This window comes from Pseudomonas sp. RGM2987, assembly GCF_022952855.1.
GTDB lineage: Bacteria > Pseudomonadota > Gammaproteobacteria > Pseudomonadales > Pseudomonadaceae > Aquipseudomonas.
In genome coordinates, this window is record NZ_JALJDX010000194.1 from 18345 (window position 1) to 39927 (window position 21583).

Here is a 21583-nt window from a genome sequence, read left to right on the forward strand (position 1 = left end):
CTGCTGTCAATTCGAGAGGCGCGGCAGGATCAGATCCTTGAGATCGGTCAGCTTGCCATGAAAAAAGTGTCCGCATTCTGCCACTTTCAGCAGCTCATGGGGGCGTTGGAGCGTGGCGGACCATTCGTAGACGAGCTTGGGGTCGACCACTTCGTCGTTTTCCGGCTGGATCACCGTCAACTCACCGCCCATTGGCAAGGGTGACTGCTCGTTCAGGCGCATCACCGCCGGGGCTACCATGAACAGCTGCTTGAGCGCCTGGCCTTGGGCTTCAAGGCGCCCACCAAGGCTGGCGGCGACGAACCCACCGAAGGAAAAACCGAACAGGGTCAGGGGCAATTGCGGGTATTTCTCCAGCAACCACGTGGCGGCGGCCTGGGCATCGTCCACTTCGCCGCTGCCCATGTCATGGCTGCCGGCACTGGCACCCACGCCCCGATAATTGAAACGCAACGTAACCAGGCCGGCATCGCGGGCGGTGCGTTGCAGGGTCGAGACCACTTTGTTGAGCATGGTCCCACCCTGTACCGGGTTGGGGTGGCAGATCAGCGCCAGGCCACGAGGGGCCTCGCTGTCCAGGTACAAGGCTTCCAGTTGGCCGACCGGGCCATCGATGACTACAGGGGTTTCGCGCATAAGCAAGGGGTGAACTCCGTGACCCCGAATAGGGTCGACTCGTCTAGCTAAAAGTCTGTGCCTGGCATGATTGCGATGTTCTTCGCGGTATACAGCGCAGGTCCGAGCCGTTAACGTAAAGCAAAGCCGTTTATAGAGGAAGGACTCGTGGAACACTCGCTCTTAGTTTGGTTGTTGCCGACTCTTGCCCTGGTCGCGGGTGTCGCCATTGGATTCCTGCTTGCCCGACTGCTGCCCAACGCGGTGCCTAACAGCACGCAACGCCAGCTGGACGACATTCAGGAACGTTTCGACAGTTATCAGAATGAAGTGGTCACCCACTTCAACAGCACCGCGGCCCTGGTGAAAAAACTCACCCAGAGCTATCAGGATGTCCAGGATCATCTGTCCGAGGGCGCCAATCGCCTGGCCCTGGACGAGCAGACCCGCCAACGTCTGCTGGCCGCCCTGCACGCCGACGCAGGCCAGGCCCCACGGGAACGCCTGACCCCGCCAAAAGAGGTGCAGGAACCACCCCGGGACTACGCGCCAAAGGCCCCTAATTCGCCCGGCATGCTTGATGAGCATTACGGTTTGAAAAAGTAATTCCCGGCAACACCTGAAAAGCCCGCCTGATCACTGGATCAGGCGGGCTTTTTTTGTCCGCAGTTTCAGCCCTGTACACCCACCTTGACCCTGTGGGAGCGGGCTTGCTCGCGAAGGCGTCGGCACATTCAGCATCCAGGTGCCAGATATACCGCTTTCGCCAGCAAGCCCGCTCCCACAGTGGATTGGGGATGGACATCATTTTCGTGAACACCCAGGAACAATTGTGGGAGCGAGCTTGCTCGCGATGACGGCGGTACATCCGGCATCCATGCAAGCTGACCCACCACAATCGCGAGCAGGCTCGCTCCCACAGGGAATTGGGCTCTAGCCCAACACTTGCGCCGCCACCTGATCGACAGCCCCCTTGGTGATATCGACGATCAGGTCGGCGTCTTCGCGGGTCAGGATCAGGGGCGGGGCGAAGCCCAGGATGTCGCCGTGGGGCATGGCGCGGGCGATCATGCCGCGTTCCAGGCAGGCGGCCGAGACCTTGGGGCCGACTTTCAGTGCCGGATCGAAAGCCGTGCGCCGCTCGCGATCGGCCATGAACTCCACCGCCGCCAGCATGCCATCCCCGCGCACTTCGCCCACCAGCGGATGGCCTTCGAGGGTTTCACGCAGCCGACGATTGAGGTATCCCCCGACGTCCTCGGCGTTGGCCGTGAGGTTTTCCCGTTCGAGAATGTCGAGATTGGCCAGTGCCGCCGCCGCGCAGATCGGGTGCCCCGAATAGGTCCAGCCATGCCCCATGGCGCCTTCGGCCTGGGAGGCTTTTTCGATCACGCTCCACACCTTTTCGCCGATGATCACCGCCGACAACGGCGCATAGGCACTGGTCAGGCCCTTGGCGGTGGTGATCAGGTCCGGCTTCATGCCGTATCGCTGGCTGCCCATTTTCGAGCCCAGCCGACCAAAGGCGCAAACCACCTCATCAGCGATCAAGAGCACGTCATATTTTTGCAACACGGCCTGGATTGCATCCCAGTAACCGGCTGGCGGAACGATGATGCCACCGGTGCCCATGAGCGGCTCGCCAATGAACGCCGCCACTGTATCCGGGCCTTCGGCGAGGATCATTTTCTCCAGCTCGTCGGCGCAGTACCGCACGAAAGACGCTTCATCCATGCCCGCCGGCGCCTTGCGATACCAATGCGGACAGACGGTGTGCTTGACCCCTTCGACGGGCAGGTCGAAATGCTGGTGAAAGGTCGCCAGCCCGGTCAGGCTGCCGGTCATGATGCCCGAGCCATGGTAACCCCGGTCGCGGGAGATGATTTTCTTCTTCTGTGGCCGGCCCAGCACGTTGTTGTAGTAACGCACCAGCTTGACCTGGGTTTCGTTGGCATCGGAGCCGGACAGGCCGTAATAGACCTTCTTCATCCCCGCCGGTGCCCAGTCCATGATGCGGCTGGACAGCTCGATGATCGCCTCGCTCGAGTGGCCGACGTAGGTGTGGTAGTAGGCCAGCTCCTTGGCCTGCTTGTAGATGGCGTCGGCCACCTCGGTGCGGCCATAGCCGATGTTCACGCAATAAAGGCCGGCAAACGCATCGATAAAATCGCGGCCTTCATGATCGCGAATGCGGATGCCGGATGCGCTCTTGATGATCCGGCCCTTGAGCGCACCGCTGGCATGATCGTGAGCGTGGGTCGAGGGGTGCATGAAATGCGCACGGTCTTGTTCGAACAGCGTATTCAATTCTTGGCTCATGCGGACTCTCCTGGGAACTGGCCTTGGTGGTGCAGGCAAAAGTATTTGGTTTCGACGAAGGGCTCGAAGCCCTCGCTGCCACCCTCGCGGCCGAGGCCCGAGGCTTTCATGCCACCGAAGGGGATCGGATGGCCGGTGAACTTGACGCCATTGACCGCGACCATGGCGTGGTCGAGGCGACGGATCAGTGGATAAATGACGTCCAGACGGTTGGAACAAATGTAGGCGGCCAGGCCGTATTCGGTGTCGTTGGCCAGTTCGATGGCTTCATCGAGGGTGTCGAACGGCATGACCCCGGCGATGGGCGCGAAGTTTTCTTCACGGTAGATGCGCATCTGCGGGGTGACATCGGCCAGCACCGTCGGCTGGTAGAACAACCCGCCCAAGGCATGGGCCTCGCCGCCCACCAGCCGTTGCGCGCCGAGGGCCAGGGCGTCGGCCACGCGGTCGGCGGTGACATCGAATGCGCCCTGATGCATCAGTGGGCCGACGTCCACGTCCTGTTCCTGCTGATCCACCAGGGCCGGCCCGACCCGCAGGGCTCGCACCGCTTCGGCGAAGCGGCTGAGGAACGCCTGGTAGACCGGGCGCTGCACCAGGATCCGGTTGGCCGCGCAGCAATCCTGACCCGACGTCTGGAATTTCGCCTGCACCGCGACTTTCACCGCCAGCGCCAGGTCGGCATCGGCGCAAACAATGAACGGCGCATTGCCGCCCAACTCCAGCGCGACTTTTTTCACATCATGGGCCGCCGCTTGCAGCACCAGCTTGCCGACCCGAGTCGAGCCGGTGAAGCTCACTGAGCGCACGCGGCGGTCCTTGACCAGGGTTTCCATGGTCATCTGCGGCTCGCCCAGCACCACGTTGAACACCCCCGCGGGGAAGCCCGCTTCCTCGGCCAATTGCGCCAGGGCCAACGCCGAGTACGGCGTCTCATGGGCCGGCTTGACCACCACCGTGCAGCCCGCCGCCAATGCGGCGGCGGCCTTGCGGGTGATCATCGCCGAGGGGAAGTTCCAGGGGGTCAGCAGCGCGCAGACGCCGACCGGTTCCTTGACCGTGCCCAGATGGGCATTAGCGATGTGGCTGGGGATGTTCTGGCCATACAGGCGCCGAGCCTCCTCGGCGAACCAAGGAATGAAACTCGCGGCATAGGCGATTTCGCCACGGGATTCGGCCAGCGGCTTGCCCTGCTCCAGGCTGAGGATGCGCGCCAGGTCTTCGCGGTGTTCAAGCATCAACGCGGCCCAGCGCCGCAGGATGGCGCCGCGCTCGTCCAGGCTCCGTTCACGCCATGGCGCAAAGGCCCGATGGGCCGCTTCCACCGCCGCGACGATCTGCGGTTGATCGAGCATCGGCACATGGCCGATGACCGTCCGTGTGGCCGGGTTGTGGACGGCAATGCTCTGGCCGCTGTCGCTGTGGACCCAATGGCCGTCGATGTAGCAGAGCGCTTTGAACAACAGGGGATGCTGATAAGTCATGACGTTCACTCCAGACCGTGTGCGTGAAGCCATGCTAGGGCCGCGACGCCTGGATAATCGGGTGTTTGCGGGGGAACAAACCCTGGTTTTTTTCTGAATCACGGGCGGAAAAATGCGGTTTCTGCGGTGCTCAGTTTTCCTGTGTCAATTCCACCGGCAAGGTTGCGGCGGTCTTGATGGTCTTGGTCACGATGTAGGTGAAGTAGCGCTCGATGCCGAGGTCCTCGAGCAGCAGTTGGTCGATAAAACGCTGGTAGTGGTCGACGTCCGGCGCCTGGATCATCGCCAGGTAGTCCACCCCGCCGCCGGTGGCGTAGCAGAACGCGACTTGCGGCGCGACGGTCATGCGCTGTTCGAAGCGGCGCATGTCCTGGGCGGTGTGCCGGGCCAGGGTGATTTCCACCAGCACTTGTTGGCGCTTGAACACCGCGCCCCAGTCGATCTGCGCCTGGTAACCGCTGATCAGCCCGGCCATTTCCAGCTTGCGGACCCGTTCCCAGGTCGGCGTCACCGAGAGGTTGATCGCCTCGGCCAGGCTCGACTTGGTGATCCGCCCGTCTTCGGCGAGGATCTGCAGGATCTTGAGGTCGTAGCGATCGAGTTTATGCATGGGCCGAAGGCTCCGGGGTGGTTAAAGAAACTCAAGGCGTACATCATTTGTGGCGAGGGGATTTATCCCCGATGGGTTGCGCAGCAACCCGGCTTTTTTCGGCGAGTGCTTCGCACTCGAACGGGGATAAAACCCCTCGCCACAAACAAATCCCCTCACCACAGGGTTTGTGTTTCATCCGGCTCACGCCAACACATCGGCGATCACCGCCAACGTATCGCCACACTGCACCAGCCCCGGAAAGTGTCGCGCCGCGAGCAGGCCGCTGCGGGCGGCGCGGTATTGCACCGGGGCGACGCCGCTGCGGGTGGCGTCGTAGACGCGCGCGACCACCTCGCCCAAGGTCACGTGCTCTCCCAGGTCGCGGCACATCTCCAACAAGCCGTCATGTTCGCTGGCAATGAAACAACTGGCGTCTGGCATGTCGAGCACCAGCGATGGCTGCAACTGGATGTCGCCACGCAGGATCCCGGCATGGATCAAAAGGTTGCGCACCCCGCGCTCAGCAATCGCCACGCTGCGGGCCGTCGATGAGCCGCCGCCGCCCAATTCGGTGGTGACGAACACCTTGCCCTGGGACTCGGCCGCCGTGTCGTACATCGCCCCGGCGTCCAGTTCCAGCATGCGCATGCAGTACGGCGCATTGAACGCGAGCATCCCGGCCTCGCAACGGGCTTGCTGCTGTTTGTCCGGCAACACATGGCAGGCAGCGAAGGGCAGGAAGTCCAGGGTCCGGCCGCCGGAGTGGATGTCCAGGACGATATCGGCCAGCGGCAGCAGCGTGCGATTGAAGTAGTCGGCGATTTTCTCGGTGACGGTGCCATCCGGCCTGCCGGGAAAACTGCGATTGAGGTTGCCCTTGTCAATCGGCGAAGTCCGGCGCCCGGCATGGAACGCCGGGGTGTTCATGAACGGCACGATGATCACCCGCCCGCTCACCTCCTCGGCGGTGAGGCGCTGCGCCAGTTTGCTCAGGGCCACCGGGCCTTCGTATTCGTCGCCGTGATTGCCGCCGCTGAGCAGGGCTGTCGGGCCGCTGCCGCGCTGGATCACGGTGATGGGAATCATCACTGCGCCCCAGGCCGAGTCGTCCCGCGAATACGGCAGCTTGAGAAAGCCGTGCTGTACACCATCGCGGGCAAAGTCGACCGTCGCGCTGATGGGGTTGGCGGGCAAGTCACTCATGGCTCAATCCTTCACGAACAGTTGGCGAGGCACGTTGCACAGCGTCTCGACGCCGGTCTCGGTAATCAGGATGCTTTCGGTGATTTCCAGGCCCCAATCGTCCATCCACAACCCCGGCATGAAGTGGAAGGTCATGCCAGGCTGCAACACACTGCTGTCACCGGGGCGCAGGCTCATGGTGCGTTCGCCCCAGTCCGGCGGATAGCTGATACCGATGGGGTAGCCGCAACGGCTGTCCTTGTGGATACCGAATTTCTCCAGCACCTTGAAAAACGCGACGGCGATGTCGCCCGTGGTGTTCCCCGGCTTGGCCGCGTCCAGCCCGGCGGCGATGCCTTCGACCACGGCTTTTTCACCGTCGAGAAAATGCCGGGGTGGTTTGCCCAGGTAAATCGTGCGCGACAGCGGGCAGTGATAGCGCTTGTAGCAACCGGCAATCTCAAAGAAGGTACCCGCGCCCTTCTCGAACGGCGAATCGTCCCAGGTCAGGTGCGGCGCGCTGGCGTCCGCGCCGGTGGGCAACAGCGGCACGATGGCCGGGTAATCACCGCCATGGCCATCGACACCAAGGATGCCGCTGCTGTAGATCTCGGCCACCAGTTCGTTCTTGCGCATGCCCGGTTCGATCCGCTCAAGGATTCGCCCGTGCATGTTCTCGACGATGCGCGCGGCGATGCGCATGTAGGCGATTTCCTGCGGCGATTTGACCGCCCGTTGCCAGTTCACCAGGCCTGCGGCGTCCAGCAGTTTTGCCTGGGGCAAATGGCGTTGCAGCGACAGGTACGCGGCGGCGCTGAAGTAGTAGTTATCCATCTCCACGCCAATGCTCAGCGCACCCCAGCCACGGGCGATGATCACTTCCCGGGACAGGTAGTCCATGGGATGGCGCTCGCGGGACTGCACGTAGATGTCCGGGTAGCCGACGATGTTGTCGGCCTGCATGAACACCGTGCGCCGGGCACCGTTGGCGTCCTGGCCGCGACCGAACCACACCGGCTCGCCGTCCAGCGCCAGCAACACACACTGGTGCACGTAGAACGACCAACCGTCGTAGCCGGTGAGCCAGGCCATGTTCGACGGATCGGTGACCAGCAACAGTTCCAGGCCCTGGGCCTGCATGGCCGCGCGGACCTTCGCCAGGCGCTGGGCGTATTCCTCCCGTTGAAACGGAAGATTGACGACTCTCTCTGACATCCACCTGCCCTCTTTCAATGATGCACGAATGGAAACTGCTTAACGGCCGAACGGGTAACCCTTGCCCGCCGCCCGCGCCCGGTTGAAGGCGAGGTTGGCGATGGCGGTGTCCTGGGCGCCGGTGCCGGTGAGGTCGCACAGGGTCACTTGCGTTTCAGCGGTGCGCCCGGCCCGCTGTCCGGCCAGTACCTGACCCAACTCCGATAGCGCGGATTCGTCGCGAACGGTGCCCGCTGCCAGGGCGTGGTGCAGTTCGCCGAGCACGCGGGTCTGGCTCAGGCGGTCGGCGACGTAGCAATCGACAGCCGCCAGGGCTTGGGGGGAAATCTCGTTCTTGTGTTCGGCGTCCGAGCCCATCGCAGTGATGTGCAGGCCCGGGTGCAAATGCCGGGCTTCAATCAATGGCTCCCGGCTGGGCGTGCAGGTGATGGCGATGTCGACGCCTTCCAGTGCGGCTTCGATGTCGGGACACGCCGTGACCGAAAGCCCTGTGCTGTGGGACAGCTCAGCGCTGAAGGCCTGGGCCTTTTGCTTATCGCGGGCCCAGACCCGTACTTCGTCGATGGGCCGCACCAGGCGCAGGGCCTGAAGCTGCAACGCCGCCTGCTCGCCCGCACCGATCAAGGCCACGCTGCGGCTCTGCTGGCGAGACAGGCAACGCGCCGCCACCGCCCCGGCCGCTGCGGTGCGCACGGCGGTGAGGTAGCCGTTGTCGAGCAACAGCGCCTCCAGCAAACCGGTGCGCGCCGACAGCAACATCATCATGCCGTTGAGGCTGGGCAGGCCAAGCTTGGGGTTGTCGAAAAAACCCGGACTGACCTTGATGGCGAACCGCGCAAGGCCCGGCAGGTAGGCGGTCTTCACATCCACCTCGCCATTGTGTTCGGGAATGTCCAAACGCAGGATCGGCGGCATCGCCACGGCCGCCGTCGCCAGCAGCACGAAGGCCTGTTCGATGGCGTCGATGCTGGGCAGGTCGAGCGCCACGCAACTGCGCAGGTCGGCTTCGCTCAATAGGGTGACTTCACTCATGGCTGGCTCCGTTGTGAGTGGTTATTGATGAGCGCCGGCGAGCACGCGGGCATGCTGTTCGGTGTCGACGTTGCGCCCGCTGACCACCTGCACGATGGGGCCGCGCGGTTCGATCCGGCCATCGAGCAATGCCGCGATGCCCACTGCCGCAGCCCCTTCGAGCACTAGCCGCTCCTGGTGGTAGGCGTGGCGCAGGGCATTGGCGATAGAGGCTTCCGAGAGCAGGTGCACGCCGTCGCTCAGTTGGCGGGTCATGGTGAAGGTGTAGCGGTTGTCCAGGCCGATACCGCCGCCGAGGGAGTCGGCCAGGGTCGGCAGCTCTTCGACGTCCACCGGATGTCCGGCAGCGAGGCTGGCGTGCATTGCTGCGCCACGGGCCATGCTGATGCCATGGACCTGGATGGCCGGGTTGGCGCTTTTGAGCGCCAAGGCCACGCCAGCGAAAAGGCCACCGCCGGACAACGGCACCAGGACCTGGGCCACGTCCGGTTGCTGCTCGAGGATTTCCAGGCCAAGGGTGCCCTGGCCGGCGATGATCGCCGGGTGATCGAAGGGCGGCAGAAAGGTCGCTCCCTGCTCCCTGGCGATGCGTTCGGCTTCACGCTGGGCGTCGTCCTGGGATCGGCCAACGATGCACACCTCGGCGCCCAGGTCGCGGATCGCCTGGACCTTGTTGGCCGGCACCAGGCTCGACAGGCAAACAATCGCCTTGACCCCTTGTTGCGACGCGGCATGGGCCAGCGCCCGACCATGATTACCCGTCGATGCGGTCACCACACCCAGTGCTTTTTGCTCGGGACTGAGCAGCGCCACGGCATTGCTCGCCCCACGCAGCTTGAAGCTGCCGGTGATCTGCAGGGATTCCAGCTTCAGGTACACCGCCACGCCCATCAGCCGCGACAGGCTGGGGGAACGCTCCATGGGCGTGCGCCGCACCAGCGACTCGATACGCTGGCGAGCGAGGTAGATATCCTGAAGCTGCAACACTGCCATGACCGCGTCCCGGGTTGATGTGTTGGGCGCAGTCTAAGAGGGCTGGATTGTGATGATGAATGTACTAGGGCAATTTAATCCACCACGGTTCGCTGATCACCCCAAATCCCTGTGGGAGCGGGCTTGCTCGCGAAGACGGCATCACATCCAACACTTGTGCAAGCTGATCCACCGCTTTCGCGAGCAAGCCCGCTCCCACAGGGGAACGGCGTCGTCCATGGATTCTGCGCTTCAGAAATCATGAATCTGCGGATACTGGTTGAAGATGTCCCGCATGCCGATCAGTGCATCGCGCATTTCCTCGTCGCTGCATTCGGCGCCGACGCACACGCGCACTGCGCGGGGTCTGGGGGTGCCGCGGACGGTGAACGGATCGGGGGAGGTTACGGCAATGTGTTTGTGCCGCAACGCGCGCACCAGGCTGTCCACCTCCCAGTGGGGCGGGATGCCGATCCAGGTGTTCAGTGCGTTGGGATGTTGCCCCAGCACATGCGCTCCCATGTATTCGCTAACCATCGCCTGGCGCCCGGCCAACAGCCGGCGTTGCAACTGCACCAGGGCGTCGGCGCGCCCGTCGCGGATCCAGCGGGCCGCGATCTCGGAGACCATCGGCGTGCCCATCCAGCTGTTGACCCGCAGGATGCTCTCGGTGCGCAGCGCCAGGCGCTTGGGCACCACCAGATAACCGGTGCGCAACCCGGTGAGCACCGACTTGGTCATGCTGGTGCAATAGAACGACAGCTCCGGCAGGTAATGGCTGATGGGCGGCGCGCGGCGTTCGTCCAGCAACGGGCCATACACGTCATCCTCGATGATATGCACACCAAACCGTCGGGCGATCCCGGCGATTTCCCGGCGACGGGCATCGGGCATCAGGCTGGTGGTGGGGTTGTTGAGGTTCGGCGTGCACACCAGGGCGGTGATGCGCTCGTTGCTGCACATGTCTTCGAAATGTTCCGGGTCAATGCCATGGCGGTCCATCTCCAGGCCTTTGAGGGTGAAGCCCAGCACCTGGGAATTGCCGATCACCCCGTGGTCGGTCAGCCCTTCGCATAGCACCACGTCATCGGGCCCGGCCAGCGAAGCCAGGGCCAGGAAGATCCCGTGGGCAGCGCCGTTGGTGATCAGGATATCGTTGCGATCGACCTTCAGTTGCTGGCGACCGATCCACTGGGCGGCCGCTTCGCGATGGGATTCGTAGCCGGCGATCGGACGGAAAGCGTGAATCCACGGCTGGTCTTCTTCGGTGCTCAACTCGGCGCAGGTGTCGCGCCAGAACTGGTCGTGCTCGCGGGTGTGCAGGATCCGTGCGTTGGAAAAATCCACCAGCGCCCGCTCGGGGCTGTCGAGAATGTACGTCGCGACCCGATCGCTCATGCGCCGCGAGACAAAGCTGCCGCGCCCCACTTCACAGCGCACCAGGCCTTGGCGTTCCAACTCCTTGTAGGCATTGGTGACGGTCTGCACACTGATACCCATGGCATCGGCCACCTGCCGTTGCGGTGGCAGGCGCTGGTCGTTGGCCAGGGTGCCCTGTTCGATGTCATCGACGATGGCCTGCACCAGGATCTTGTATTTGGACTCACCGCTGCGGGCGGCGTCCAAGGCTGATTTCCATTTATCCATGACGCTGCAACCCGCGTGTGCTCTGGTGTGCACAGCATCCCGCGGGAATCCGGGCAAAGCAATTGTCCTAGTGCAATGCAATCATTGCCGAGGCTTTTGTATGCTCGGTCCAAGGTCGTCATCCAGGCAGGTTCATTACCTGACAAAAAAGCCGGATCGACCTGTACCGGCGCGCCTGCAAGGTCCGGCCCGGATCAGCCCCTGTACGCTTTGCTCTTGTCACACTGCCTCCTACCACAGAGCCGTCGACTGACGGATCCACAAGAAACAGGAGATTTTATCGATGAGCAATTTTCTTCCCGACACCTGCGCGCCGCTGCGTCGGCTCATGTTGACCTGTGCCATGCTGGGCCTGATCGGTAACGTCCAGGCGAGCACCCTGGACACGGTCAAAGGCAACAGCAGCATCCGGATCGGCTACGCCAACGAAACCCCGTTCGCCTTCACTGAAACCGACGGCACCGTGACCGGCGAATCACCGGAGATCGCCAAGATCATCTTCGCCAAGATGGGCATCAAGCAGGTCAACGGCGTGCTCACCGAATGGGGTTCGTTGATTCCCGGCCTGCGGGCAGGCCGCTTCGACGTGATTGCCGCCGGCATGTACATCACCCCGGCGCGCTGCAAGCAAGTGTTGTTCACCGACCCGCAATACCAGTTGCCGGATGCCTTGCTCGTCGCCAAGGGCAACCCCAAAAAACTCCACAGCTATGAAGACATCGCCAAACAGCCGGACGTGAAACTGGCGATCATGGCCGGCACGGTGAACCTGGCCTACGCTCGTGATTCGGGGGTCAAGGACGAGCAGATTCTCCAGGTGCCGGACACCACCGCCCAGTTGCAAGCGGTGCGCGCCGGTCGCGCGGACGCGGCTGTCGGCACTCAACTGACCATGAAAGGCCTGGCCGCCAAGGGCGGTGAGAAGGTCGAGGCGATGACCGAGTTCAAGGACGATCCGTCCCATATCGGCTACGGCGCCCTTGCCTTCCGCCCCGAAGACAAGGACCTGCGCGACGCGGTCAACGCCGAACTGAAGCAATGGCTGGGCTCCGAGGAACACCTCAAGGCCGTCGCGCCATTCGGTTTCGACAAGTCCAACGTGACCAGCAAGACCGCGGCCGAACTCTGCGCCCAGTAGACACCGGCGCGTCGAAACAGGCATGACGCCCATTGCGTGGTGCCTGTTCCCTGCTTCATCGGATATCGGGTTGAACCATGGGCGAATTACTTCCGTTGTTGATACAAGGGGCCTGGGTCACGTTGCAGGTGACCTTCTTCGGCTCGCTGCTGGCCATTGTCGCAGCGATTCTCGCGGCGCTCGGGCGGCTGTCACCGTGGCGGATGCTGCGCTGGTTTTCGATCACCTACATCGAAGTGTTCCGCGGCACCTCGCTGCTGGTGCAGTTGTTCTGGCTGTTCTTCGTGTTGCCATTGCCGCCGTTCAATATCGAGCTGAGCCCCTACGCCGTGGCGATCGTCGGCCTGGGCCTGCACATCGGCGCCTACGGGGCCGAGGTGATGCGCGGCGCCATCAGCTCGGTCGCCAAAGGGCAATACGAAGCCTGCACCGCGCTGAACTTCAGCGGCGTCAAGCGCTTCCAGCGGATCATCCTGCCCCAGGCCTTGCTGGCCGCCATTCCACCGGGCACCAACCTGCTGATCGAACTGCTCAAGAACACTTCGCTGGTGTCGCTGATCACCTTGTCCGACTTGAGCTTCCGGGCGCGACAACTGGACCAGGCAACCTTCCAGACCCTGGAGATCTTCAGCCTGGCGCTGGTGCTGTATTTCGTCCTGGCCCAGGCCATCAACTTCGGCATGCGCAACCTCGAACGCAGGCTTAGTCGCGGCCGGATGCGTGGAGGGCTGTCATGACTCTGTTCGACTGGTCTTACGCCGCGCAGATCCTGCCGGACCTGCTGCGCGCATCCCTCAATACCGTGGGCATCACGCTGGTCGGTTTTATCATCGCGATTGTGCTGGGGCTGTTCCTGGCGATCGGTCGGCGCAGCCAGAAACTCTGGCTGTCATGGCCGACCGCCGTGGTGATCGAGTTCATCCGCAGCACGCCGCTGCTGATCCAGGTGTATTTCCTCTACTACGTCTTGCCCAATTACGGCTTGAGCCTGACAGCCATGCAAGTCGGCATCCTCGGCATCGGCCTGCACTACGCCTGCTACATCGCCGAGGTCTACAGAAGCGGTCTCGACGCGGTGCCACGGGCGCAGTGGGAAGCGGTGACGGCGCTGAACATCGCGCCCTACGACGCCTACCGCAACATCATCCTGCCCCAGGCCCTGCGGCCGATCGTACCGCCGCTGGGCAATTACCTGGTGGCGATGCTCAAGGACACTCCGGTGCTGTCGGCGATCACTGTGGTGGAAATCATGCAGCAGGCCAAGAACATCGGTTCCGAGAATTTCCGTTACCTGGAACCGATCACCATGGTCGGCCTGTTCTTCCTGGCCCTGAGCCTTGCCTTGGCTTATCTGGTACGGCGCCTTGAAACGCGCATGGAGCTACGCTAATGACTTTACCTCTGTCCTCGCCCACCGACTTGTCCCGGCGCAACGCGCTGGCGTCGCCGCAGGAGGCCCCGGCCATGCAGGATCCGACACCGTCCCGACCGATCGTGAGTTTCCAGGACGTGAGCAAGAGCTATGGCAGTTTCACCGTGCTGGACCACTTGAACCTGGACGTCGCGCCCGGTGAAAAGGTTGCGATCATCGGCCCCAGCGGCTCCGGCAAGTCGACGCTGCTGCGGGTGTTGATGACGCTGGAAGGCATCAACGAAGGCCAGATCCTGATCGAAGATGATTCGCTGACCCACATGCCCAACCGCAACGGTGTGCTGGTGCCGGCCAACGACCGCCATATCCGCCGGGTGCGGGGCAAGATCGGCATGGTGTTCCAGAGCTTCAACCTGTTTCCCCACATGACCGCGCTGCAGAACGTGATCGAGGCGCCGGTGCAAGTGCTCGGCATGCCCCCCAAGGAAGCCCGGGAGCGCGCCGCGGACCTGCTGGAGCTGGTGGGGTTGGGCAACAAGCTCGACCACTATCCTTCGCAGCTTTCCGGCGGCCAGCAACAGCGCGTGGCGATTGCGCGGGCCCTGGCGATGCGGCCAAAGGTGATGCTGTTCGACGAAGTGACCTCCGCCCTCGACCCGGAATTGTGCGGTGAGGTGCTCAGCGTGATCCGCAAGCTGGGCGCCGAGCACAACCTGACGATGTTGATGGTGACGCACCAGATGGGCTTCGCCCGGGAGTTTGCCGACCGGGTGTGCTTCTTCTACAAGGGGCAGATCCACGAACAAGGCACGCCGACGCAAATCTTCGAGCACCCGCAGCAGGAGCGTACGTGTGCGTTTTTGAGTGCGGTGAAGGAGGCCAACTGAGCACCATCAATTGGCGGGGAAACACACCTTTGTGGCGAGGGGATTTATCCCCGCTGGGTTGCGAAGCAGCCCTGAAACCTGAGCACTCGGTGTGTCAGAGAGAAATCATTTCCTGATAGTTTTTTGGGGCCGCTTCGCAGCCCAGCGGGGATAAATCCCCTCGCCACAAAGGGCTTCGGTGCCGGGCTTTAGAAGCATGAAAAACAGGGGGCCATGTTTCCATGGCACCCTGTTTCAGTTGCCGTCAGGCAATCAAGGGTATTGCTGGTAAGTCTGGCCCTGCTGCGGTGGGGCCTGGTATTGCTGGCCCGGGATGGCCTTGAGGTTGACTTCGACGCGGCGGTTCTGCGCGCGGCCATTGACGTCGGCATTGCTCGCCACCGGATTGTCCGGGCCGGCGCCACGGGCGCTCAGGTTGGCGCCGCTCACGCCTTGGGACGTCAGGTAGGTCGCCACGCTCTGGGCGCGACGCTGGGACAGGTCCATGTTGTGCTGGCGACTGCCGGTGCTGTCGGTATAACCGACGATCTCGATCTGGTTCTGGTTGAACTCCTTGAGGGAGTTCGCCAGGTTGTTCAGTGGCTGGTAGAAGCTCGACGCGATGTTCGCCGAGTCGGTGGCGAAGGTGATGTTGCCCGGCATGATCAGCTTGATCTGGTCGCCCTGGCGCTGAACTTCGACGCCAGTATTGGCCATGCTCGCCCGCAGCTTCTTCTCCTGCTGGTCAGCGTAATAGCCATAACCCGCTGCGGACGCACCCACGACCGCCGCGCCGATCAGCGCGCCCTTGCCACGGTTATCGTGACCGATGGCCGCGCCGGCCAACGCACCTGCCAGCGCGCCGAGGCCACCGTACTTGGCGGTCTTGCTCATGCCGGAAGAATCCGTGGAGGCCTGTCCCTGGTTGTCATAAGGGTTAGGCGACGCGCAGCCGGACAACAGGGCCACAGCGGTAGCGACAACAATCAAGCGACGCGAGGTGAACATGGAAATGCTCCTGGTATTTTCATTCTGAAAGGCCAGGGCGTAGGCAATCGACTCTGGCTGGCGTTTGGAACGCGACAACGATCAAAAATTCCGTGCCGCTGCGTCACGTTTACCTATTGCTTACAAACCGAAATCACGCCGCTCAGGGCTTGATCACCCGCCGCCGATGACAGTCGCCCGGCTCCAGTTTCCTGCCCCCTGCCGAGCGGACCTCAAGCAGCGCCACCGGCTCATCGTGCTCGTTGTCCAGCAACACAGAGTGGGTTTCCCCGGGCTTGAACAAGTGCCGCTCCCCCCACTGACGCATTGATACAACGATCGGAAAGACTTCGCGGCCCTTTTGCGTCAGCGCGTATTCCTTGTAGGCACTGCCATCGGAAGCGGGCCTCGTCTCAAAGACGCCTACCTCCACCAACGCCTTGAGCCGCGAAGCCAGGATGTTCTTTGCCAACCCGAGGTTCTTCTGGAACTCGCTGAACCTGCGTACTTCATCGAAGGCGTCGCGAATGATTAGCAACGACCAGCGATCACCGATGACCGCAGCGGCCCGAGCCACAGGACATTCATTGCTGCCAGTAGATGTTTGCTGCGTCATGCCGCTGCCTTTCCAAGATAAAACTGGTTGCAGATTAAAACCGGACCAGTTAAAACTCAAGTAAGTGGTTTTCAAATGAAACCTGTTTCCTGCAAAGGCAGCCTCCATGAATTCGCCCATGTCATCCGCCGTCCCCGTGACGCCGCCAGCCACCCGCCCCGTGTTGAACCGCTCGCTCACGCTGCTGTTTTCCATCACCTGCGGGCTGGCAGTGGCGAATGTGTATTTCGTCCAGCCATTGCTCGACTCCATCGCGCCAAGCCTGCAGGTTGCCCCCGGCCTCGCGGGTTTTGTCGTGACCGCCACCCAGGCTGGCTACGCGTTGGGCCTGGTGTTCATCGTTGCGCTGGGGGACCTGGTCAATCGCAAGAAACTGATGATCAGCCAGACGCTGCTGTCAGCCGTAGCGCTCGTAGTCGCGGGCAGCGCCGGGCAATGGCCGCTGTTACTGGGCGCGATGGTCATGGTGGGGATGATGGCGGTGCTGGTGCAGATCGTCGTCGCCTACACGGCGGCCCTTGCTTTGCCGCAACAGCGTGGACAAGCCGTGGGGACGGTCACCAGCGGCGTGGTGCTGGGGATTCTGCTGGCCCGGGTGGTATCGGGCGTCATCGCAGACCTGGCCGGCTGGCGCGCGGTGTTTTTCGTTTCGGCGGGGATGATGGCGGTGCTGGCCTGGGTGCTCGCCAGAAGCGTGCCTTCGAGCGACATTCCCAAGGCTGATGTCTCCTATCCGGCGCTCATCGGTTCGCTGTTCAAACTGTTCGTTACCGAGCGCACGTTGCGCGTCAGGGGCGTCCTGGCCGCGTTGATCTTCGCCGCGTTCAGCGTGTTGTGGACGTCCATGGTGCTGCCGCTCAGTGCGCCGCCACTGTCGTTGTCCCACACCCAGATTGGTTTATTCGGCCTGGCGGGCGTCGCGGGCGCGTTGGCCGCTTCAAAAGCCGGGCGCTGGGCTGATCGCGGATCGGGACCACGCACCACCGGCATCGCCCTGGCCTTGCTGACGTTGTCCTGGTGGCCAACGGCGTACGCCCAGACATCGTTGATTGCATTGATCGTCGGGGTGATTGTGTTGGACTTCGCCGTTCAGGCCGTCCATGTGACCAACCAGAGCCTGATTCTTGCCGCCCGCCCTGATGCACAAAGTCGTCTGGTCGGTGCGTACATGTGCTTCTACTCGATCGGCAGTGCCCTCGGAGCGGCTGCCGCGACCCAGGTCTATGCCCAATGGGGCTGGGTCGCGGTGTGCCTGTTGGGCGCGCTGATCAGCGCCACCGCCCTCGTCTATTGGGTCTGGATCGAACTCATGGCTGGGCGAGAACCCGGCTCACGCCCCTGACGATCATCTCCACTTCCCGCTCGTCGATCGTCAGCGGCGGCAACAGGCGGATGACCTTGCTGCGGGTGACGTTGATCAGCAGGCCGTGGTCCCGAGCCGCGCAAAGGGCAAGATCGCGAACCGGCTGCCTGAGCTCGATGCCGATCATCAGGCCCTGGCCGCGAATCGCCAGCACATTCGGATTGTCCACCAGCTCCGCCCGGAGCCGACTGAGCAAGCGTTCGCCCTGGCGCCGGGCATTGTCCACCAGGCCTTGCGCTTCGATGATGTCCAGCACCGTGCAGCCAACCCGGCAAGCCAGCGGATTACCGCCGAACGTGCTGCCATGGCTACCCGGCGTAAACAGTTCGGCGGCCTTGCCCCGGGCCAGGCAGGCGCCGATGGGCACGCCGTTGCCCAAACCTTTGGCGAGGGTCATGACATCCGGCACGATGCCTTCGTGCTGGAACGCGAACCACTGGCCGGTGCGGCCGATGCCGGTCTGGATCTCGTCGAGCATCAACAACCAGCCACGGCGGGTGCACAGCTGACGCAGGGTCTTGAGGTAGCCGGGCGGCGCGAGCTGCACGCCGCTCTCGCCCTGGATCGGTTCCATCAGGATCGCGACAATACGTTCGCCGTGAACCCGCTGAACGTCCTCCAAAGCCGCGAGATCACCGAACGGCACCTTGATGAAATCCCCCGGCAACCGGTTGAAACCCAGCCGTACCGAGGGACCGTCACTGGCCGACATCGTGCCCAGTGTGCGCCCGTGAAAAGCATTTTCCATGACCACCACCAACGGCTGCTCGACGCCCTTGTGCCAGCCGTGCAGGCGCGCCAGTTTCAGCGCGGTTTCGTTGGCCTCGGCTCCGGAATTGTTGAAAAACACCCGCTCCAGTCCGGACAGCTGGGTGAGTTTGTGCGCCAACCGTTGCTGCCAATCGATGCTGTACAGGTTGGAGGTGTGCAGCAACAGGCCGGCCTGCTCGCTGATTGCCGCCACCAGCCTGGGGTGGGAGTGGCCGACATTCGTGACCGCCACACCCGCCACCGCATCCAGGTACTCGCGGCCGTCCTGGTCCCACAGGCGGGTACCCAAGCCACGAGTGAAGCTCAGCGCCAAAGGTTGGTAAGTGGACATCAGGCAGGCAGCGGTCATGGCATCAAGCTCCATTGGGTGATTTTTTCCAGTATGGTTAGCCACCGATGCTGGATAAACGCCGCTTTTCTTCAATCATTTTAAAGCTGGGCTTGATAATGGACCTATTCCAGGCAATGAGCGTGTACGTAAGGGTCGTCGACACCGGAAGCCTGACAGCGGCCGCGCAGGCGTGCGAAATGTCCACCACCATGGTCGGTAATCATCTGCGGGCACTGGAGCAACGTCTTGGCGTACGCCTGATCAACCGTACGACCCGTCGCCAGCGCTTGACGGAATTCGGTTCGGCTTACTACCAGCGCTGCCTGGAAGTCCTTGGCCTGGTGGCCGATTCCGAACGCCTCGCCGAGCAAACCCAAGACGTGCCCTCCGGCACCCTGCGCATCACCGCACCATTGACCTTCGGCACCGAACGCCTGGCGCCGGCGCTGGCGCAATTCAACCAGCGGTTTCCCCAGGTCAAACTCGATGTGGTACTGACCAACCAACGCCTGGACCTGCTCGACCACGGGTTCGACGTCGCCATCCGCCTCGGCCATCCCGACCCGAAAATGATCGCCCGCCCCCTGCTGGACTACACCCTCACCATTTGCGCCTCCAAGGCGTACCTGGCACGGCGGGGCACGCCGCAAGAACCCGCTGACCTGCAACAGCACGACTGCCTGTCATTCGCCTATTCGGCGGCAGACGAGTGGCGCTTTGCCCAGGAGCACTGGCCCATCAACGGTCCGGACGGAGAAATCAAAGTGCCGGTGAACGGCCCGATGCTGATCAACAGTTCCGCCGGCCTGCACCGCGCCGCCCTGGCCGGCATGGGCGTGGTGATGCTGCCCGACGCGCTGGTGGCCCAGGATCTGAAGGATGGGCACCTGGTGGCGCTGTTGCAGGACTATCAACTGCCCCATCGCCCGATGAACCTGCTGTACGCGCAGGATCGCTACCGTTTGCCGAAGCTGCGCAGTTTTGTCGAGTTTGCGCTGGAGAAATGGGGAAAGTCGCAAACCGCAGCCGAGTGATTGCCTGAGCCTCTGCAGTGCTATGGCAGCGCTCTGGCAACGCTAGTGACGCGCCATCCCTTCAGCTACTCTTGCACCTCGGCGAGCATTTGGGATTGAGGGAACGACCATGGAAGACGCCTCGAACATGGATACGCTGCGGTTCGACCTTTCGGATCTGGACGAAGGCGTGCTGCACACCATCCTGGAACTGGTCAGCGATGGCATCTGGGACTGGAATGCCAACACCGGGTTCGTCTACCGCAACCCCGGCTGGTACACGATGCTTGGCTACCAGCCCCACTCGCTGGACAACACGGTACTGACCTGGGAGAACGTGATCCACCCGGATGACTATCCCCGGGTGATGGCATCGTTCGACGACTACCTGCAACAACGCACCCAACGCTACCAGGCCGAATATCGCTGCCGCATGAGTGATGGGTCCTATAGCTGGATCGAGGATCGCGGCTATGTGATCGCCCGAAATCCCGACGCAACGGTGGCCCGAATGATCGGTGCCCACCGCAGTATCGATGACAAGAAACGTCTGTTTGAGCAACTGGAGCGGCGCAACAAATCCCTGGAAGCGGTCATCGAAGAGCGCACCCGCGAGCTGTCCCGGGTCAACCACCAGTTGCAGATCCAGCTCGACGAGAACCGCAGGCTTGCCGAAACCGATGCCCTGACCCGGGTTGCCAATCGCTATCGTTTGGAGCAGGCCCTGCCGCTGGCCTGCGAACGTGCGCAACGCTTTCGCGAGCCATTGAGTCTGATCGCCATGGATGTCGACGACTTCAAGGACATCAACGATCGATACGGCCATGCTTTCGGCGATGCCGCGCTGGTGCAAGTGGTACAAAGCGTCAAGCGTTGCGAGCGCGACGGCGATCTACTGGTGCGCTGGGGCGGCGATGAATTCATCATGATCCTGCCCAACACCTCCCTGGCCGACGCCCGCCTGTTGGCGGAAACCATCCGCCGGGGCCTGTCCGACCTGCTGCCGGTGGGCGACTTTCGGATCACCATGAGTTTTGGCGTGGTGCAACGCTTGGACGATGAGCAGCAGGCGGCCTTGCTGCACCGGGCGGACCAGGCGCTGTATCGCTCCAAGCTGGCCGGCAAGAACGTGATTTGCGAATGAGCCGGGCGGCGGGCCAGGAACAAAAAAGAATGCATCTTTGCGGCGGTCGCGGTGGTCATAGCTTGTACCTCTTGCCACCGGGATTCTACATTTGCCAACTCGATCCCCCACCCCCCGCCTTTACCTGGGCTGCGCCGGTTGGTCGCTGCCCCGGGCGCATTGGCCGGACTTCCCTGCCGTAGGCTCGCATTTGCAGCGCTACAGCGCCTGCTTTCCAGCGGTGGAAATCAACAGCTCGTTCTATCGCCCGCACCGCCCCGCCACTTACGCCAAATGGGCGGACAGCGTCGCCGATGACTTCCGGTTTGCGGTCAAGGTGCCCAAGCAGATTACCCATGAGCGACGACTGCTTGATTGCGCAGGTCTGGTGGATGAGTTCCTGGGCCAGTGCTCACAGCTGGGAGAAAAGCTCGGCTGCCTGTTGATCCAGCTACCACCATCGTTGGCCTTCGACGAAGGGGCGGCAGGGGCGTTCTTCACGGCCCTGCGCGATCGCTACCAGGGTCATGCGGTGCTCGAACCCCGGCATCCAGAGTGGCTTACGGCGCAGGCCACGGCACTGCTGCAAGACGCGTGCATCGGGCGTGTCGGCGCCGCCCCCTCACCCTTGCCTGGAGGCGAGCGGCCCGCGGGCTGGCCCGGGATCCGGTATTACCGCTTGCACGGTTCGCCGCGGATTTACTATTCCCCCTACGAAGACGCGTGGCTGGAACAACTCGCCAAAGACCTGAAGGCCGAACCGGACACACCGACCTGGTGCATCTTCGACAACACCGCCAGCGGCGCCGCAACGGGCGATGCGTTGCGATTGACGGAGCTGCTGCGCGATTGAGCCCACCACCGGCAATAAATGGCGACCTCCCACCGGTCCGGCCGTGACAACACCGCTTGGGTCCAATAGATTAGGCGACCGAAAAAAACGCT

21 protein-coding genes are annotated in these 21583 nt (G+C 62.8%); 9 read left to right on the forward strand and 12 right to left on the reverse strand.

All coding sequences use genetic code 11. The features are described 5' to 3' along the window. Positions 1 to 6: 6 nt before the first annotated feature. A complete protein-coding gene (locus RGM2987_RS13795; RefSeq protein ID WP_245142046.1) occupies positions 7 to 636 on the reverse strand; it encodes an alpha/beta fold hydrolase in 630 nt (209 codons plus the stop codon). A gap of 147 nt (positions 637 to 783) precedes the next feature. Between RGM2987_RS13795 and RGM2987_RS13800 the strand changes: the two genes are divergently transcribed. Next, positions 784 to 1221, forward strand: coding sequence for a DUF1043 family protein (locus tag RGM2987_RS13800; protein ID WP_245142048.1), 438 nt, complete (start codon positions 784 to 786; stop codon positions 1219 to 1221). Positions 1222 to 1548: 327 nt separating this feature from the next. On the opposite strand, the gene RGM2987_RS13805 is transcribed toward RGM2987_RS13800, so the two are convergent. From RGM2987_RS13805 to RGM2987_RS13840, 8 genes are all read right to left on the reverse strand, one after another. Further along, positions 1549 to 2934, reverse strand: a complete 1386-nt coding sequence (locus RGM2987_RS13805; protein WP_245142050.1) for an aspartate aminotransferase family protein — start codon at positions 2932 to 2934, stop codon at positions 1549 to 1551. Beyond that, the gene (locus tag RGM2987_RS13810) at positions 2931 to 4418 is read right to left on the reverse strand and encodes an NAD-dependent succinate-semialdehyde dehydrogenase (protein ID WP_245142053.1); all 1488 of its coding nucleotides are present in this window, start codon (positions 4416 to 4418) and stop codon (positions 2931 to 2933) included. Before RGM2987_RS13810 ends, RGM2987_RS13805 begins: the two co-directional genes overlap by 4 nt. Positions 4419 to 4548: 130 nt before the next feature. Continuing rightward, on the reverse strand, positions 4549 to 5028 hold the full coding sequence (locus RGM2987_RS13815; protein ID WP_245142056.1) for an Lrp/AsnC family transcriptional regulator: 480 nt from the start codon (positions 5026 to 5028) through the stop codon (positions 4549 to 4551). Positions 5029 to 5211: 183 nt separating this feature from the next. Beyond that, positions 5212 to 6213 carry a N(2)-acetyl-L-2,4-diaminobutanoate deacetylase DoeB gene (doeB, locus tag RGM2987_RS13820; protein WP_245142058.1) on the reverse strand — a complete coding sequence of 334 codons (1002 nt, stop codon included), beginning with the start codon at positions 6211 to 6213 and terminating at the stop codon, positions 5212 to 5214. A 3-nt stretch (positions 6214 to 6216) separates the two neighbouring features. Then, on the reverse strand, positions 6217 to 7407 hold the full coding sequence (gene doeA / locus RGM2987_RS13825; RefSeq protein ID WP_245142061.1) for an ectoine hydrolase DoeA: 1191 nt from the start codon (positions 7405 to 7407) through the stop codon (positions 6217 to 6219). A 39-nt stretch (positions 7408 to 7446) separates the two neighbouring features. Further along, positions 7447 to 8439, reverse strand: a complete 993-nt coding sequence (locus RGM2987_RS13830) for a cyclodeaminase (RefSeq protein WP_245142063.1) — start codon at positions 8437 to 8439, stop codon at positions 7447 to 7449. A 21-nt stretch (positions 8440 to 8460) separates the two neighbouring features. Beyond that, positions 8461 to 9432, reverse strand: coding sequence for a hydroxyectoine utilization dehydratase EutB (gene eutB, locus RGM2987_RS13835; protein ID WP_245142066.1), 972 nt, complete (start codon positions 9430 to 9432; stop codon positions 8461 to 8463). Positions 9433 to 9663: 231 nt separating this feature from the next. After that, positions 9664 to 11058, reverse strand: coding sequence for a PLP-dependent aminotransferase family protein (locus RGM2987_RS13840; protein ID WP_245142068.1), 1395 nt, complete (start codon positions 11056 to 11058; stop codon positions 9664 to 9666). 283 nt (positions 11059 to 11341) lie between these two features. Here RGM2987_RS13840 and ehuB point away from each other — a divergent pair, with 283 nt between their 5' ends. From ehuB to ehuA, 4 genes are all read left to right on the forward strand, one after another. Beyond that, positions 11342 to 12196, forward strand: coding sequence for an ectoine/hydroxyectoine ABC transporter substrate-binding protein EhuB (gene ehuB / locus RGM2987_RS13845; protein ID WP_245142071.1), 855 nt, complete (start codon positions 11342 to 11344; stop codon positions 12194 to 12196). 77 nt (positions 12197 to 12273) lie between these two features. Next, on the forward strand, positions 12274 to 12933 hold the full coding sequence (gene ehuC / locus RGM2987_RS13850; protein ID WP_245142073.1) for an ectoine/hydroxyectoine ABC transporter permease subunit EhuC: 660 nt from the start codon (positions 12274 to 12276) through the stop codon (positions 12931 to 12933). Then, positions 12930 to 13586, forward strand: a complete 657-nt coding sequence (gene ehuD / locus RGM2987_RS13855; protein WP_245142076.1) for an ectoine/hydroxyectoine ABC transporter permease subunit EhuD — start codon at positions 12930 to 12932, stop codon at positions 13584 to 13586. The genes ehuC and ehuD overlap by 4 nt, the downstream gene beginning before the upstream one ends. Positions 13587 to 13660: 74 nt before the next feature. Next, on the forward strand, positions 13661 to 14455 hold the full coding sequence (gene ehuA, locus RGM2987_RS13860; RefSeq protein WP_245142130.1) for an ectoine/hydroxyectoine ABC transporter ATP-binding protein EhuA: 795 nt from the start codon (positions 13661 to 13663) through the stop codon (positions 14453 to 14455). A gap of 252 nt (positions 14456 to 14707) precedes the next feature. On the opposite strand, the gene RGM2987_RS13865 is transcribed toward ehuA, so the two are convergent. Then, entirely contained in the window at positions 14708 to 15442 is a 735-nt protein-coding gene (locus RGM2987_RS13865; RefSeq protein ID WP_245142078.1) for an OmpA family protein, read from the reverse strand. 142 nt (positions 15443 to 15584) lie between these two features. Then, positions 15585 to 16037, reverse strand: coding sequence for a helix-turn-helix domain-containing protein (locus tag RGM2987_RS13870; protein ID WP_245142132.1), 453 nt, complete (start codon positions 16035 to 16037; stop codon positions 15585 to 15587). Positions 16038 to 16155: 118 nt separating this feature from the next. Between RGM2987_RS13870 and RGM2987_RS13875 the strand changes: the two genes are divergently transcribed. Next, positions 16156 to 17379 carry an MFS transporter gene (locus tag RGM2987_RS13875; RefSeq protein ID WP_245142081.1) on the forward strand — a complete coding sequence of 408 codons (1224 nt, stop codon included), beginning with the start codon at positions 16156 to 16158 and terminating at the stop codon, positions 17377 to 17379. On the opposite strand, the gene RGM2987_RS13880 is transcribed toward RGM2987_RS13875, so the two are convergent. Next, positions 17345 to 18520 (reverse strand): acetylornithine transaminase, encoded by a 1176-nt coding sequence (locus RGM2987_RS13880; protein ID WP_245142084.1) that lies wholly within the window; start codon positions 18518 to 18520, stop codon positions 17345 to 17347. The two genes, RGM2987_RS13875 and RGM2987_RS13880, sit on opposite strands and share 35 nt — an antisense overlap. Before the next feature lie 98 nt (positions 18521 to 18618). Here RGM2987_RS13880 and RGM2987_RS13885 point away from each other — a divergent pair, with 98 nt between their 5' ends. The 3 genes from RGM2987_RS13885 to RGM2987_RS13895 all read left to right on the forward strand — a co-directional run bounded on the left by RGM2987_RS13885 (position 18619) and on the right by RGM2987_RS13895 (position 21491). Continuing rightward, entirely contained in the window at positions 18619 to 19536 is a 918-nt protein-coding gene (locus RGM2987_RS13885) for a LysR family transcriptional regulator (protein WP_245142087.1), read from the forward strand. 109 nt (positions 19537 to 19645) lie between these two features. Further along, entirely contained in the window at positions 19646 to 20659 is a 1014-nt protein-coding gene (locus tag RGM2987_RS13890; RefSeq protein ID WP_245142090.1) for a sensor domain-containing diguanylate cyclase, read from the forward strand. A 91-nt stretch (positions 20660 to 20750) separates the two neighbouring features. Then, entirely contained in the window at positions 20751 to 21491 is a 741-nt protein-coding gene (locus tag RGM2987_RS13895; RefSeq protein WP_245142093.1) for a DUF72 domain-containing protein, read from the forward strand. Positions 21492 to 21583: the final 92 nt, after the last annotated feature.

Bases quoted from the DNA above. Each gene is read 5' to 3' on its own strand.
- RGM2987_RS13795 (WP_245142046.1), bottom strand. From the start codon at position 636: ATGCGCGAAACCCCTGTAGTCATCGATGGCCCGGTCGGCCAACTGGAA.
- RGM2987_RS13805 (WP_245142050.1), bottom strand. From the start codon at position 2,934: ATGAGCCAAGAATTGAATACGCTGTTCGAACAAGACCGTGCGCATTTC.
- RGM2987_RS13810 (WP_245142053.1), bottom strand. From the start codon at position 4,418: ATGACTTATCAGCATCCCCTGTTGTTCAAAGCGCTCTGCTACATCGAC.
- RGM2987_RS13815 (WP_245142056.1), bottom strand. From the start codon at position 5,028: ATGCATAAACTCGATCGCTACGACCTCAAGATCCTGCAGATCCTCGCC.
- doeB (WP_245142058.1), bottom strand. From the start codon at position 6,213: ATGAGTGACTTGCCCGCCAACCCCATCAGCGCGACGGTCGACTTTGCC.
- doeA (WP_245142061.1), bottom strand. From the start codon at position 7,407: ATGTCAGAGAGAGTCGTCAATCTTCCGTTTCAACGGGAGGAATACGCC.
- RGM2987_RS13830 (WP_245142063.1), bottom strand. From the start codon at position 8,439: ATGAGTGAAGTCACCCTATTGAGCGAAGCCGACCTGCGCAGTTGCGTG.
- eutB (WP_245142066.1), bottom strand. From the start codon at position 9,432: ATGGCAGTGTTGCAGCTTCAGGATATCTACCTCGCTCGCCAGCGTATC.
- RGM2987_RS13840 (WP_245142068.1), bottom strand. From the start codon at position 11,058: ATGGATAAATGGAAATCAGCCTTGGACGCCGCCCGCAGCGGTGAGTCC.
- ehuB (WP_245142071.1), top strand. From the start codon at position 11,342: ATGAGCAATTTTCTTCCCGACACCTGCGCGCCGCTGCGTCGGCTCATG.
- ehuC (WP_245142073.1), top strand. From the start codon at position 12,274: ATGGGCGAATTACTTCCGTTGTTGATACAAGGGGCCTGGGTCACGTTG.
- ehuD (WP_245142076.1), top strand. From the start codon at position 12,930: ATGACTCTGTTCGACTGGTCTTACGCCGCGCAGATCCTGCCGGACCTG.
- ehuA (WP_245142130.1), top strand. From the start codon at position 13,661: ATGCAGGATCCGACACCGTCCCGACCGATCGTGAGTTTCCAGGACGTG.
- RGM2987_RS13865 (WP_245142078.1), bottom strand. From the start codon at position 15,442: ATGTTCACCTCGCGTCGCTTGATTGTTGTCGCTACCGCTGTGGCCCTG.
- RGM2987_RS13870 (WP_245142132.1), bottom strand. From the start codon at position 16,037: ATGACGCAGCAAACATCTACTGGCAGCAATGAATGTCCTGTGGCTCGG.
- RGM2987_RS13875 (WP_245142081.1), top strand. From the start codon at position 16,156: ATGTCATCCGCCGTCCCCGTGACGCCGCCAGCCACCCGCCCCGTGTTG.
- RGM2987_RS13880 (WP_245142084.1), bottom strand. From the start codon at position 18,520: ATGACCGCTGCCTGCCTGATGTCCACTTACCAACCTTTGGCGCTGAGC.
- RGM2987_RS13885 (WP_245142087.1), top strand. From the start codon at position 18,619: ATGGACCTATTCCAGGCAATGAGCGTGTACGTAAGGGTCGTCGACACC.
- RGM2987_RS13890 (WP_245142090.1), top strand. From the start codon at position 19,646: ATGGAAGACGCCTCGAACATGGATACGCTGCGGTTCGACCTTTCGGAT.